The organism is Arthrobacter sp. AG367 (assembly GCF_007828995.1).
Lineage (GTDB): Bacteria > Actinomycetota > Actinomycetes > Actinomycetales > Micrococcaceae > Arthrobacter.
Genome location: NZ_VIVE01000001.1, coordinates 1519346 through 1532369, shown reverse-complemented (window position 1 = coordinate 1532369; position 13024 = coordinate 1519346). Strand labels below are relative to the sequence as shown.

Sequence of the window (13024 nt, the reverse complement as noted above, 5' to 3'; positions counted from 1 at the left end):
GCATTCGATAAAACATTACTCCTTCCCCTAACGCCCGCCGCCTTCCCAGATCTTCCCCAAAGCCGGGAAAGCCTGCTCATAACCAGCCAGAAGCTTCGCGGCGAGGTCCGGCGAATCCACGAGCGGGTGCCGGGCGAAAGCCTCAAGGGCTGCCTCGCGGGCTCCGGTGCCGGCGGCCCGGACCACGAGCCGTTCCACCTCTTTGACCCGCTGGAGCAGCCGGAGCTGCGGGCCGTCCGGCGCCTGCTGTGGCAGGGGCACGGCGCCCTTGGCCGTCACCGTGCAGGGAACCTCGACGACGGCGTCGGCGGGGAGGCCTGGAATGGCAGGCTGTGGCGCGGGCGGGGCAGCCGTGGCGGAGGCGGGTGGGTGGCCTTCAGGTGTCCCGGCGGGTGCCGTCGTGTTCCGGGTGTTCAGGACCAGTTGGGTGTCCCCGCGGCCGGCCAGGGCCCGCATGGCCGCCAGCGCCACCCGTTCATAGCCGCCCCCGGCCAGGTCCCCCTCGGCGCGGCGCTCGCCGTCGTGCCGGGCCTCGGCCAGGTAGCCCTCTTCGCGGGAGCGCCGCGCCTCCTCCCACAGCCGGTAGGCGTCCGGCCCGGCAGCAGCCAGCCGCGGGTAGAGCTCCTGCTGCTGGCTGTGGATGCTCTCGCCCCGCGTCTGCGCCATGGCCTGCATCGCGTGCCGGGCTGCGTCGCGCTGGTAGTAGTAATACAGGTACTCGTTGGGAAGCATGCCCAGTTGGGCCAGGAACGGCTGCGGGAAAAGGCGGCCTTCCTCGAACGACTGCAGTGCGCCGGCATCCGCCAAAAGGCCACGCAGCACGTCCCGGCCGCCGGACTCCAGGCGGTACAGCCAGCCCAGGTGGTTCAGCCCGTAGTAGCCCACGCCGTCGAGCCGTCCCTCCGGCAACTGCACCCCGGCAGCGGCCGCCGCCCGCTGCACCAGACCGCCGGCAGAATCGCAGATCCCGATGACCCGGTGGCCCAGGGCGGGAAGCAGCGCCTCGGTGACCATCCCGGCTGGGTTGGTGAAGTTGACCAGCCACGCGTCAGGGCAGTGCTCCCGCATCAGCCGGGCAAGGCCAAGCATCTGCGGAATGGTCCGCAAAGCGTACGAAATTCCCCCGGCCCCCGTGGTCTCCTGGCCCAGCAGCCCTAGGTCCTGCGCCACCTTCTCGTCCGCAACGCGCCCCGCTGTACCGCCCGGCCGGATCGCGGCGAACACCACGGTGGTGCCGGGCAGTGCTTCGGCAGGATCGGTGGTGGCGTGGACCGGAACACGGGCACCTTCACCCACCGGCATGCGCTCCAGCACGGCGGTGACGGCATCAAGGCGCGCGGGATCGACGTCGTACAGCACCAGCTCGGTGACCAGCCCGGCAAAGCGGCCGGACACCAGGGCCCGGTATATCAGCGGCACCCGGAAACCCCCGCCGCCGGCAATCAGAAGCCGCATACCATGCAGTGTAGGCGGGGTGTCCCGCGGCCTGTCCACGCCCGACCAAGGCCCCTACCGCAGCGGTGCGGCACGGCGTATCCTGCGCACTATGGACGCCATCCCAGCACGCCCCTACGACCCCCTGGCTGCCGTCCGTTCACCCGCCGAACCCGGATTCGACCTCTTGCTGGCCGGGACCGTGTTCCAGGACATCATCTTCACCGGCCTGCCCCACGGGCCCGAACCCGGCACGGAAATCTGGAGCGACGGCATGGGCAGCTGCCCCGGCGGGGTGGCCAACCAGGCCATTGCCGCTGCCAGGCTTGGGCTGCGCACCGGGCTGGCAGCTGCTTTCGGCGACGACGGGTACGGGGACTTCAACTGGAAGATCCTTTCCGGCCAGGAACACGTGGACCTCAGCCTTTCCCGACGCGTCCCGGGCTGGCACTCCCCGGTGACCGTGTCCCTCTGCGTGGACCAGGACCGGTCCCTGGTGACCCACGGGCACTCCGCGCCGGTGACAAATTCCGAGCTGATCGGAGACCCGCCCAAGGCCCTCGCCGGAATCGCTGAGGTGGGCCTGGAAGTGGAGCCGTGGGCCCACGCAGCCCACGCCGGCGGGGTAAAGCTGTTCGGCGATGTTGGATGGGACCCCAGCGGGGAATGGGCGCCCGTCAGGCTCGACAACCTGCAGTACTTCTACGCCTTCCTGCCCAACCAGCGCGAGGCCATGGCGTTCACGGGCAAGGACAATCCGTGGAGCGCCTTGTACGCGCTGGCGGACCACGTTCCGGTGGCTGTCGTAACCCTGGGCCCGCAGGGCGCCATGGCCGTGGACTCGGAAACCGGCGAGGAAGAATGGGTCCCGTCGCTTCCGGTCAAGGCGCACGACCCCACCGGAGCCGGCGACTGCTTCGACGCAGCCTTCATCGTGGGCACCCTGGCCGGGTGGCCGCTGGGGGACCGGCTGCGCTTTGCCAACCTGTGCGCGTCCATGGCGGTGCAGGAGGTGGGCGGCTCGCTGGCGGCGCCGGGTTGGGGCGACATTGCCGACTGGTGGAGACGAGCCAACGCCCGCCCCGAACGGCAGACGAGCCAGTGGCTGCGGCGTTTCGGGTTCCTCGCTGACATCATCGATGACGTGCCGCTGTCAGCCCAGCGCAGGGCGGCCGCCACCATCGCGCACTTGTCGGATGCTTAGGCGGCGTTGGAGGCCCTGATTATTCGGCGCGAAGTGCCCGCACTAGAATCACTTAGGTGACCTACCCCGCAACAACCGGTGAATTCAGCGCTGCCTCCGGGCCGGACCCCCGCCACGAGCGGTCGGCCGTGATCGACCTGGACGCCATCCGGCACAACGTCCGCCGGCTTGCCGCCGCTGCCTCCCCCGCGAAAGTCATGGCCGTCGTCAAGGCGGATGCATACGGGCACGGCGCCGTCCCCGTGGCCCGCGCAGCCCTGCAGGCAGGCGCGGCCTGGCTCGGCGTGGCCCACATTTCCGAGGCCCTGGCGCTGCGCGCCGCCGGCATCGACGCGCCGCTTCTCGCCTGGCTGCACACCACGGACAGCAACTTCGGTGCCGCGGTGGCCGCAGGCGTCGACATTGGCTGCTCAGGGTGGGAGCTGGAACGCATCGTGGCCGCGGCCCGTGAGCAGGAGCGGCCGGCACGGGTGCATCTCAAGGTGGACACCGGGCTGGGACGGAACGGAGCCACCCCCGAGTCCTGGGACCGCCTGGTGGGGGAGGCCGTGGAATACCAGGACCAGGGCCTGCTGCGCGTAGTTGGCATCTTCTCCCACCTGGCCGTGGCCGACGAACCGGAGCGGCCCGAAACGGACCAGCAGGTGGCCGCGTTCCGGGAGGCGCTGGCCATTGCCGAGGACGCGGGCGTGGATCCCGAGGTCCGGCACCTTGCCAACACTCCCGCCACCCTGTCCCGCCCGGACACCCACTTCGACCTGGTCAGGGTTGGCCTGGGCATCTATGGGCTGTCGCCGTTTGACGGGCAGACTTCAGCAGAACTGGGACTCCGGCCCGCCATGACGCTGCGCACCCTCGTGTCGCAGTGCAAGGACGTGCCCGAGGGGCAGGGCGTCTCCTACGGGCTGCATTACCGCACCAGGACGGCGAGCACGCTGGCCCTGATTCCGGTGGGCTATGCCGACGGCGTCCCCCGGGTCGCCACCGGTGGACCCGTCCGCGTCGCAGGGAAGACCTATCCCGTGGTGGGCCGGATCGCGATGGACCAGATGGTGATCGACCTTGGGCCGGAGGCATCCGGAACTGACCTGCAGGGTGCGGAAGCGGAACTGTTCGGGGACGGCGCCGACGGCGGGCCCACCGCGGAGGACTGGGCACGCGCCGCGGGGACCATCAACTATGAAATCGTTACCCGCATCAGCCCCCGTGTTCCGCGCCGCTTCATCAACGAGGACCAGCCGGCGGGCACCGGCCACGGCCTGGTGGGCGCGCCCGGCTCGGCGGGGGCCGCATGAGCGCGGCCGGACAGTTGGCTGCCAACTGGGAAAAGACGTTCACGGCGACGACGGCGGAACAGACGCACGCGTTCGGCGCACGTTTGGCGGAGGTGCTGCGGGCCGGGGACCTGCTGGTGCTTTCCGGTGAGCTGGGTGCCGGGAAAACCACCTTCACCCAGGGACTGGGCGAGGGGCTGGGTGTCCGCGCAGGCATCATCTCACCCACCTTTGTGCTGGTCCGGATCCACCCGAACCTGCCGGATGGTCCGCGTCCCGGCGGCCCCGACCTTGTGCACGTGGACGCCTACCGGCTGGGTTCCGCAGCGGAGATCGACGACATCGACCTCGAAAACACCATGGACTCGTCCGTGACCGTGGTGGAGTGGGGACAGGACCGGGTGGAGCACCTCAGCGAGAGCCGGCTGGAGATCGACCTCCTCCGTGCCATCGGGCTGGATGCCGCCGGCAGTGGAGGTGGAAGCCTGGACTTCGACGGCGAAGACACCGACGAGCCCCGCACCATCGTGATGCGTGGCTACGGGCCGCGCTGGGCAACTGCCCCCGAACTGGGTGCCCCCGAGCTGGGCGGGCCGGAGCTGGGCGGGCCGGAAGGAAACGCCCCATGCTGATCCTTGCGATTGACACTTCCGCGGTGGCCAGCGCCGCGCTGGTGTCCGATGCAGCCCCCGAAGGCGTGGTGGCCAGCTTCTCCACGGAGGACACCCGCAGCCACGCCGAGGTGCTCGCTCCCGGCATCCACACCATGCTGTCCGAAGCCGGCGTCACCGGGCAGGACATCGATGCGCTGGTGGTGGGCGTAGGCCCCGGCCCCTTCACCGGGCTGCGCTCGGGCATTGCCACCGCCCGGACGCTGGCGTTCGTCTGGGGCAAGCCGCTGCACGGCCTGATGAGCCTGGACGCGGTGGCCCTGGAGGTAGCCGAATCCACCGCCGCCGTCCCGGAGTTCCTGGTGGCCACCGACGCCCGCCGGAAAGAGGTCTACTGGGCGCGCTACAGCCTGGGTGACGGGCAGCTGCCGCTGCTGGAGGACGGCCCCCATGTTGGTTTCGCCGCCGACCTGCCGGACCTGCCCGCCTTCGGCGCGGGCGCAGGTCTCTACGCCGACGTCCTCCAAGCCGATCCCGAGTTCGCGGGGGAGCAGCCCGACGCCCTGTATCTTGGCCAGTTTGCCCTGGCGCGGCTGGCTGCCGGGGAGGCCCTGCTGGACACCACACCCCTGTACCTGCGCGAATCAGATGCCCAGGTACCCGGACCACGGAAGCGTGCACTGTGAGTACCACCCCGGAACCCCACATGGCAGGCGTCACCGTCCGCGACATGACCCTGGGCGATGTACCCGCCGTCGGCGCCCTGGAACACAAGCTCTTCCCCATCGACGCCTGGCCCGTGCAGATGTTCCTGGATGAACTCTCCCAGCCGGAAACCCGCCGCTACCTTGTGGCGGAGACCACCGACGGCATCGTGGGCTACGCCGGGCTGATGTGCATCGAGCCCATCGCCGACATCCAGACCATCGCCGTCGTTCCTGATTACGAGGGGCGGGGCATCGGCAGCAGGCTGCTCACCCAACTCATCGCCGAGGCCAGGCACCGCGGTGCCGCCGATGTCCTGCTCGAGGTCCGCGCCGACAACCCGCGGGCGCAGCAGCTGTACGTCCGGTTCGGCTTCGAACAGATCCACATCCGCCCCCGCTACTACCGCGACGGCGTGGATGCGCTCATCATGCGGCTCCAGCTGGCCGCACCGGAAACTGATGGCCACCAAGCAACGGAAGCAGGCCGGCAATGAACCGCTCACAGCCCCTGGTGCTGGGGATCGAATCATCCTGCGACGAAACCGGCGTGGGCATCGTCCGGGGCACCACCCTCCTGACCAACACCGTCTCCTCCTCCATGGACGAGCACGTCCGCTTTGGCGGCGTCATCCCCGAGATCGCCTCGCGCGCCCACTTGGACGCGTTCGTCCCCACGCTCGATCAGGCGCTGGCCGACGCAGGTGTGAGCCTTGACGAGGTGGACGCCATCGCCGTCACATCCGGACCCGGGCTGGCCGGCGCACTCATGGTGGGTGTCTGCGCTGCCAAGGCGCTCGCCGTCGCCACCGGGAAGCCGCTGTACGCGATCAACCACCTGGTGGCGCACGTGGGCGTGGGGCTGCTGGATGACCGCGCCAACGGCCGGAAGCAGGAGCTGCCGGAGAACCTGGGCGCCCTGCTGGTGTCCGGCGGCCACACCGAAATCCTGCGGATCAGGACCATCACCAGCGACGTGGAGCTCCTGGGCTCCACCATCGACGACGCCGCCGGTGAAGCCTACGACAAAGTGGCACGCATCCTGGGTCTTGGCTACCCGGGCGGCCCTGCGATCGACAAGGTGGCCCGCGGCGGCAATCCGAAGGCCATCCGCTTCCCCCGCGGCCTCACCCAGCCCAAGTACATGGGCACGGCGGATGAGCCGGGGCCGCACCGGTATGACTGGTCCTTCAGCGGCCTCAAGACGGCAGTGGCCCGGTGCGTGGAGCAGTTTGAGGCCCGCGGCGAAGAGATCCCCGTGGCTGACATCGCGGCCGCCTTCCAGGAAGCCGTGGTGGACGTGATTTCGTCCAAGGCGGTGCTGGCCTGCCGCGAGTACGGCATCAAGGATGTCCTGCTGGGTGGGGGAGTGGCGGCCAACTCGCGGCTGCGGGAACTGACCGGGCAGCGGTGCGCGTCCGCCGGCATCCGGCTGCACGTGCCGCCCCTGGACCTTTGCACGGACAACGGCGCCATGGTGGCCGCCCTCGGCGCACAGCTGGTGATGGCCGGCGTCGAACCCAGTGGAATCGCCTTCGCCCCGGACTCGTCAATGCCGGTTACATCGGTGTCGCTGCCGGCCTGACGGCAGAGCGCCGGGCGAAAGCGAACCGTCGCGGGGCACTTTGGCGGGCTCCGCCGTCGTACATCACGATGGCGGCCGGCGTGTCCGTGCCGAAGTGCCCCACTTCGGCAGGAGCACGTTACGCGGTGGGGCCGTTCCGCATCTGCTTGACCAGGTCCAGCACCACGGCCTGGAGGTTCCCGCCGTTCTCTGCGGCCACGCGGCGCTGTCGCTGGTACCCGGCGCCGCGGCGGATGATCTTCTCGACGTCGGCAAGCTCGTCGGCGCAGCGCAGCTTGGCCGCCACCGGCTCCAGCCGGTTCAGCGTCTCCAGCAGGTGCTCGGTGACCAGCTGTTCCCGCCCTGCGGCGTCCAGGATGATGATGGCGTCCAGGCCGTACCGGGCGGCGCGCCACTTGTTCTCCTGCACGTGCCAGGGCGGCATGGTGGGAATGGTGCCGCCGTTGTCCAGGGTGGTGGAGAACTCGTCCACCAGGCATTGGGTGAGGGCCGCAATGGCACCCACTTCCTCCAGCGTGGCCAGGCCGTCGCAGATGCGCATCTCGATGGTGCCAAGCGCCGGCACGGGCCGGATGTCCCAGCGGATCTCAGAGATGGTGTCGATCACGCCGGTGGTGAACATGTCCTGCACGTAGGACTCGTATTCCTCCCAGGATTTGAACTGGAAGGGCAGGCCGGCGGTGGGAAGCTGCTGGAACATCAGGGCCCGCTGGGAGGCATAGCCGGTATCCTCGCCGCCCCAGAAGGGGCTGGATGCTGAGAGCGCCTGGAAGTGCGGGAAGTAGTTGACCAGGCCATCCAGGACGGGGAGTGCCTTGTCCCGGCGGTCAAGTCCTACGTGCACGTGAACGCCGTAAATGACCATCTGCCTGCCCCACCACTGGGTGCGGTCGATGAGTTTGGCGTAGCGGGCCTTGTCCGTCACGGGCTGCAGCTGCGGCGGGCTGAACGGGTGGCTGCCGGCGCAGAAGAGTTCCACGCCCATGGGATCGGTGATTTCGCGGACGGCGGCAACGGACCGGCTGAGGTCTTCCTTGGCCTCGGCAGCTGTTTCGCAGATGCCGGTGACCAGTTCCACGGTGTTCAGCAGCAGTTCCTGCTTGATGTGCGGATGCTCGTCGTCTTCGTTGAGTTCCGGGTGGCGGGAAGCAACTCCGCGGAGCACCTGGTTGGCCACGGATGCGAGCTCGCCCGTCTTTCCGTCCACCAGGGCAAGCTCCCACTCGACACCGAGGGTTGACTGCCTCGATGGGGCGAAGTCGATCTTCACACGTTTCCTCACTGTCCGGTTTGCCGCTGGCTGATGCCGCTCACAGGCTGATGCCGGCAGGCGAACGGGTGGTTCAAGTCTAGTGCAGGGGTAGCATCGTATTGATGGCCCCGTTCCCCACGCGTCACAGACCTGCCAAAACCACTCCCGCCAAATCCTTCCCGCTCCTCCTGGCCCTGTCGGCCCTGGCGCTGGCCTCCTGCACAGCCTCCCCAACCGCAGCCCCGCCGTCGTCGTCCTCCGGGCCCACCGGGGCCCCTTCGGCATCGGCAAGTACGACGACGGCGCCTCCCACCGCTTCTGCCTCACCTGACGCAGGCTCCCGCCCCCTGGGGTGGGGCCCGGAGCAGCGCGACCAGGACGCCGCCGTCGCGGCCGTGGCAGCCATGACTCCGGAGGAGAAGGCGGGCCAGGTTCTGCTCCCGTTCTTCAAGGGCAACCAGGTGGAGGCGCACGCCGCGCTCATCCAGCGGCTGCATCTGGCCGGATCCATCATCATGGGCGACAACGTGCCACGCGATCCGCAGGGGAACGTGGATGTTGCCGCCATGGGCGCGGTGAACCAGCGGCTGCAGCAGGCTGTCGCCGCCGGCGGCCGGCGGTGGCCCGGGATCATCGGCGTGGACCAGGAAGGGGGCGCCGTGGCACGCCTGGGGGAGCCCCTGACTGAATGGCCCACGCCCATGAGCTACGGAGCGGCCGGCAACCCGGCCCTGACCCGGGAAGCAGGAAAGGGCCTGGCCGGCGAGCTGGTGCCGCTGGGATTCGACCTCGACTTCGCGCCGGATACCGACGTGACCATCGGGCCCAGCGACCCCACCATCGGCGCGCGCTCCATGTCCGCGGATCCTGCCGCCGCCGCAGCCCACGGGGTCGCCTTCGCCCAGGGCATGCTGGACGCCGGCGTGCTTCCCACCGTCAAGCACTTTCCCGGCCACGGCTCGGTGACCGCGGACTCCCACCTCAGCCTCCCGGTCCAGCCGGCCGGCATCGACCAGCTCCGGGCCCGGGACTGGAAACCCTTCCAGGCGGCCGTGGCCGCGGGCCTGCCGGTCGTCATGACGGGCCACATCGCTGTGCCTGCGCTGGAGCCCGGTGTGCCGGCGTCGCTCTCCGCACCGAGCTACGCCGCGATGAGGGAGCTCGGATTCAAAGGTGTAGCCGTGACGGACGCCCTCAACATGGGAGCCGTGGACAAGCAGTACCCCGCCGGCGCAGCAGCCGTAAAAGCTTTGGGAGCCGGCGCCGACCTGTTGCTGATGCCCGCGGACGTGGAACAGGCGCACGCCGCCATCCTCCAGGCCCTGGCCGCCGGCACGCTTCCCGCCTCCCGGCTGGATGAGGCCGCGCAGCGGGTGGCCACCATGATGATCTGGCATGCCCGGACCACGCCGCCTGCCGGAACAGCCGGCACAGGTGCCCCGGCCGGAAGCGGTGCGGCGTTGTCGGCGCGGGTTTCGGCGTCGGCCGTGACGGTTGTCTCCGGTCCCTGCAGCGGACCCCTGGTGCCCGGTGCGGTGCGCGTGGCCGGCGGGGGACCGGGGGACCGGGAGCGCTTCGAAGCCGCCGCCGCACGTGCCGGCCTCGCGGTTGGATCAGGACCGCTGGTGAACCTCATCGGCTTCGGCGGGAATCCAGCGGCCGGGGACATTGCCGTGGCCCTGGATGCCCCCTGGCCGCTCCAAAACTCCACGGCTCCGGTGAAGCTGGCGCTGTACGGCCGCACCGACGCCGCCTTTGATGCGCTGGTGGCCGTGCTGGCAGGAAAGGCGCCTGCTCCCGGGAAGCTGCCCGCCGCCGCCGGGCCTTTCCCCGCGGGAACCGGCTGCCCCTGACCTCTGGCTCCTGCCCCGGACCCCGGACCGGGGACCCCGCACGATGGCTGGAACGCGTTTAATGGTCTGGTGCCCATTCTGAATAAAGACATGACCCTCTGCATCTCGCTGTCGGCCCGCCCCAGCAACAACGGGACCCGCTTCCACAACCATCTGTACGGGCAGCTGGGCCTGAACTGGATCTACAAGGCGTTCGCGCCCACCAACCTGGAACAGGCCATCGCCGGAGTGCGGGGCCTGGGCATCCGCGGCTGTGCCATCTCCATGCCGTACAAGGAAGACGTCATCGCGCTGGTGGACGAGATGGACCCGTCCGCCAAGGCCATCGACTCCGTGAACACCATCGTGAACACCGACGGCCACCTCAAGGCGTACAACACCGACTACACGGCCATTGAGCAGCTGCTGGCATCCAACGGGGTCCCCACCGACTATTCCGTGCTGGTCCAGGGGGCGGGCGGGATGGCCAAGGCCACCGTCGCCGCGCTCCGGGACGCCGGTTTCAAGGACGTCACCGTCATCGCCCGGAACGAGGCCGCCGGGCGTGCGCTCGCAGGCCAGTACGGTTTCCAGTGGCGTGCAGCGCTCGACGGCGGGACGGCGGACATGATCATCAACGTCACCCCCATCGGCATGGCGGGCGGCGCCGAAGCGGACAGCCTGTCCTTCCCCGCGGAGGCCATCGAGGCCGCACGCGTGGTCTTCGACGTGGTGGCACTGCCCGCCGAGACGCCGCTGATCCGGGGCGCCCGCGCGGCAGGCAAGCACGTCATCACCGGTGCGGAGGTTGCCACCATCCAGGCCCTGGAACAGTTTGTGCTGTACACGGGAGTGCGCCCCACCGCGGAACAGGTCCGGGCAGCCGAGGAGTTCATGCGCGCCCAGTAGGCGTTTACACCGGTTCCACCACGATGGCCACGCGGTCCTCGCCGATGCGAGTCAGGACCAGCGTGGCCGTCCTGGCGGAACCCTTTTTTGCGGCACCCTTGCCCTGCGGGAGGAGCTGCTTCCGCAGCTCTTCCGGGGTCACCGCTGTGCCGCGCTTCTTGATGTCCAGTACGGTGATCCCCTCCTCCTTCACCCAGGCCTTGAGTGCCTTGACGTTGTAGGGCATGACTTCCAGGACCCTGTAAGCCTTGGCGAACGGGGTGTCCAGAAGTTCCGCGGCACAGATGTAGGCAATGTGTTCATCCACCAGGTGCCCGCCGAGCTGCAGCGCCACGTCGGCAACCAGCCCGGCACGGATCACGGCGCCGTCGGGTTCGTACAGGTAACCCTCCACGGGTCCCACCGGAGCGGCCGGGCCGGCGCCGAAGTCCTCTGCGCTGGTCAGCTCGGCGGGCCCCTGGGACCCCAGGACCAGGGCAGCCCGGCGGACCCCGGGCCTGCGCACGGCGTTGAACCAGAGGGTCACCTCGGTCACGTCCCCGGCCACCGACACCCACTGGGCTTCGCATCCCGTGGGCACGGACTCGTGGGGCATGCCCGGGCCCATCTTCACGCCCACCGCCTTCCCCCCGGCCGCCAGCGACTCCACGAAGGACAACGGCGGTGAGAACGCCTCCGGGTCCCAGATCCGCTTGGTCCCCGACGTGGAAGTGACGCGGCGTGCCGGATCCAGCCAGACGCCGTCGATCCCCTCCAGCGGGACCGATGCCGCGTCCGCGTGGACCACCGTGGCATTGGGGAAGGGGATGAGGTTCATGGTGGCGCAGGCGGCGGTGGTTTCATCCATCTCCACGGCGGTGACGGTGATGTCCAGGGAAGCCAGGGCCATGGCGTCGGCACCAAGACCGCAGCCCAGGTCCGCCACGTGCCGGATCCCGGCTGCGGCGAACCGCTGCGCGTGGTGTGCGGCGACGTTCAGCCGGGTGGCCTGCTCAAGGCCTGCCTGGGTGAAAAGCATCTGGCGGGCGAACTCACCAAACTTCGCCTCGGCCCTGGTCCGCAGCCTGGACTGCGTCAGGACGGCGGATACAAGTTCGCCCGGGTGGCCGGCTTTCCGGAGCGCCGAATTGAGCTCAAACGCGTCCTCTTCGCGGTAGGGGCCCAGCGATGCCAGCAACTCCCAGCCTTCGGGGGTCAACAGGGGTGCGATCTGGTCCTGGGGAGCGTGGGGCATGGTTTCCAGCCTAGTGGAGGACGGCTGCCGGGATGCGGATACTGTTGAAACCATGGATGACAGCGCAGCCCCAGGGGAGACCGGCGAACATCGACCCAGGGACCGCGGTGTGGCTAGGTTTGCCCGTCCAGCCCTGATCGCCGCGGCCGTGGTGGCCGTGGTGTGCATCGCCCTGTTGGTGATCATTTTCCTGCTGGACACGTTCAACGCCACCGTTTATTCGGTGGGCGGCAACGACATCCACGACAACACGCAGGAGGCGCGGGACATCCGCGGGTTGTACGACGGCGCACGGGCCGGGAGCATTTTCTTCCTCGTTGTTGCCGTACTCACCGCAGCCGGGGCCGGTTGGGTGCTTTACCGGAAACGTCAGCAGGGAGGCGGCGAGGCCGACGGTGGCGAGGACGTGGACTTCGACGACCTGGGCCGTTAGGGAAGCATGTTTGCCGCCCTGGACCGCCGTCGGCCGGAGCCCGAAAGGCTTACGCCGATGACGAAACGTTGGCACTCACCTTGACCGAGTGCTAACCCTTACATAGAGTCTTCATTAGCACTCTCCCTAGGAGGGTGCTAACACATGAAGAGCTGCCAGCCAGGCTGCTGCCGGCACCGCGACGACGGTTTGCCAGCCACGGCGGAAAGCTTTCCAGTCCACGAATTTTGCTGACGAAAAGGAGAGGTCCGAGTGTCGGTCTCTATTAAGCCTCTTGAGGATCGTATTGTTGTCCGCCCGCTCGAAGCCGAGCAGACCACGGCTTCAGGCCTGGTCATCCCGGACTCCGCCCAGGAGAAGCCGCAGGAAGGCGAAGTTGTTGCAGTAGGCCCCGGCCGCTTCGAAGACGGCCAGCGGGTTCCGGTTGACGTTGCCGTTGGCGACGTCGTCATCTACTCCAAGTACGGCGGAACCGAAGTCAAGACCGGCGGCACCGAGTACCTGGTGCTGTCCGCCCGCGACGTCCTGGCTGTCGTCGTCAAGTAACTCTTC

The 13024-nt window shown here is 69.0% G+C and carries 13 protein-coding genes; 10 read left to right on the top strand and 3 right to left on the bottom strand.

All coding sequences use genetic code 11. From position 1 onward, the window contains the following. Positions 1–27: 27 nt before the first annotated feature. Positions 28–1455 (bottom strand): 6-phospho-beta-glucosidase, encoded by a 1428-nt coding sequence (locus FB478_RS07075; protein ID WP_134163732.1) that lies wholly within the window; start codon positions 1453–1455, stop codon positions 28–30. A gap of 91 nt (positions 1456–1546) precedes the next feature. Here FB478_RS07075 and FB478_RS07070 point away from each other — a divergent pair, with 91 nt between their 5' ends. From FB478_RS07070 to tsaD, 6 genes are read left to right on the top strand one after another with little or no spacing between them, the layout of a single operon-like run. Further along, on the top strand, positions 1547–2638 hold the full coding sequence (locus tag FB478_RS07070) for a PfkB family carbohydrate kinase (protein WP_134163733.1): 1092 nt from the start codon (positions 1547–1549) through the stop codon (positions 2636–2638). A 56-nt stretch (positions 2639–2694) separates the two neighbouring features. Continuing rightward, a complete protein-coding gene (gene alr / locus FB478_RS07065; RefSeq protein ID WP_144600008.1) occupies positions 2695–3933 on the top strand; it encodes an alanine racemase in 1239 nt (412 codons plus the stop codon). Continuing rightward, positions 3930–4544, top strand: a complete 615-nt coding sequence (gene tsaE / locus FB478_RS07060) for a tRNA (adenosine(37)-N6)-threonylcarbamoyltransferase complex ATPase subunit type 1 TsaE (protein WP_144600007.1) — start codon at positions 3930–3932, stop codon at positions 4542–4544. Before alr ends, tsaE begins: the two co-directional genes overlap by 4 nt. Further along, complete coding sequence (gene tsaB / locus FB478_RS07055) at positions 4538–5209, top strand: tRNA (adenosine(37)-N6)-threonylcarbamoyltransferase complex dimerization subunit type 1 TsaB (RefSeq protein WP_144600006.1); 672 nt, start codon at positions 4538–4540, stop codon at positions 5207–5209. The genes tsaE and tsaB overlap by 7 nt, the downstream gene beginning before the upstream one ends. 20 nt (positions 5210–5229) lie before the next feature. After that, positions 5230–5724: a ribosomal protein S18-alanine N-acetyltransferase gene (gene rimI, locus FB478_RS07050; RefSeq protein WP_056394254.1), complete on the top strand. Its 495-nt coding sequence runs from the start codon at positions 5230–5232 to the stop codon at positions 5722–5724. Continuing rightward, complete coding sequence (gene tsaD, locus FB478_RS07045) at positions 5721–6812, top strand: tRNA (adenosine(37)-N6)-threonylcarbamoyltransferase complex transferase subunit TsaD (protein ID WP_018769198.1); 1092 nt, start codon at positions 5721–5723, stop codon at positions 6810–6812. The genes rimI and tsaD overlap by 4 nt, the downstream gene beginning before the upstream one ends. Positions 6813–6930: 118 nt before the next feature. Here the strand turns inward: tsaD and FB478_RS07040 are convergent, their stop codons facing one another. Further along, the gene (locus FB478_RS07040) at positions 6931–8082 is read right to left on the bottom strand and encodes a glutamate--cysteine ligase (RefSeq protein WP_018769199.1); all 1152 of its coding nucleotides are present in this window, start codon (positions 8080–8082) and stop codon (positions 6931–6933) included. A 386-nt stretch (positions 8083–8468) separates the two neighbouring features. On the opposite strand from FB478_RS07040, the gene FB478_RS07030 reads away from it, so the two are divergent. Further along, entirely contained in the window at positions 8469–9917 is a 1449-nt protein-coding gene (locus FB478_RS07030) for a glycoside hydrolase family 3 protein (RefSeq protein ID WP_144600062.1), read from the top strand. A 69-nt stretch (positions 9918–9986) separates the two neighbouring features. Then, positions 9987–10805 (top strand): shikimate 5-dehydrogenase, encoded by an 819-nt coding sequence (locus tag FB478_RS07025; protein ID WP_261377351.1) that lies wholly within the window; start codon positions 9987–9989, stop codon positions 10803–10805. A gap of 4 nt (positions 10806–10809) precedes the next feature. Here the strand turns inward: FB478_RS07025 and FB478_RS07020 are convergent, their stop codons facing one another. Next, on the bottom strand, positions 10810–12039 hold the full coding sequence (locus tag FB478_RS07020; protein ID WP_018769203.1) for a class I SAM-dependent methyltransferase: 1230 nt from the start codon (positions 12037–12039) through the stop codon (positions 10810–10812). Between the two features lie 52 nt (positions 12040–12091). Between FB478_RS07020 and FB478_RS07015 the strand changes: the two genes are divergently transcribed. Together FB478_RS07015 and groES are read left to right on the top strand one after the other, a co-directional pair. Beyond that, positions 12092–12472 carry a DLW-39 family protein gene (locus FB478_RS07015; RefSeq protein WP_026265756.1) on the top strand — a complete coding sequence of 127 codons (381 nt, stop codon included), beginning with the start codon at positions 12092–12094 and terminating at the stop codon, positions 12470–12472. Between the two features lie 252 nt (positions 12473–12724). Further along, positions 12725–13018 carry a co-chaperone GroES gene (gene groES, locus FB478_RS07010; RefSeq protein WP_018769205.1) on the top strand — a complete coding sequence of 98 codons (294 nt, stop codon included), beginning with the start codon at positions 12725–12727 and terminating at the stop codon, positions 13016–13018. The last annotated feature ends 6 nt before the right edge of the window (positions 13019–13024 follow it).

What these genes read in the sequence shown, in the direction of transcription:
- FB478_RS07020 (WP_018769203.1), bottom strand. Translation starts at nt 12,039, where the DNA reads ATGCCCCACGCTCCCCAGGACCAGATCGCACCCCTGTTGACCCCCGAA.
- tsaB (WP_144600006.1), top strand. Translation starts at nt 4,538, where the DNA reads ATGCTGATCCTTGCGATTGACACTTCCGCGGTGGCCAGCGCCGCGCTG.
- FB478_RS07030 (WP_144600062.1), top strand. Translation starts at nt 8,469, where the DNA reads ATGACTCCGGAGGAGAAGGCGGGCCAGGTTCTGCTCCCGTTCTTCAAG.
- FB478_RS07015 (WP_026265756.1), top strand. Translation starts at nt 12,092, where the DNA reads ATGGATGACAGCGCAGCCCCAGGGGAGACCGGCGAACATCGACCCAGG.
- rimI (WP_056394254.1), top strand. Translation starts at nt 5,230, where the DNA reads ATGGCAGGCGTCACCGTCCGCGACATGACCCTGGGCGATGTACCCGCC.
- FB478_RS07075 (WP_134163732.1), bottom strand. Translation starts at nt 1,455, where the DNA reads ATGCGGCTTCTGATTGCCGGCGGCGGGGGTTTCCGGGTGCCGCTGATA.
- tsaD (WP_018769198.1), top strand. Translation starts at nt 5,721, where the DNA reads ATGAACCGCTCACAGCCCCTGGTGCTGGGGATCGAATCATCCTGCGAC.
- FB478_RS07070 (WP_134163733.1), top strand. Translation starts at nt 1,547, where the DNA reads ATGGACGCCATCCCAGCACGCCCCTACGACCCCCTGGCTGCCGTCCGT.
- tsaE (WP_144600007.1), top strand. Translation starts at nt 3,930, where the DNA reads ATGAGCGCGGCCGGACAGTTGGCTGCCAACTGGGAAAAGACGTTCACG.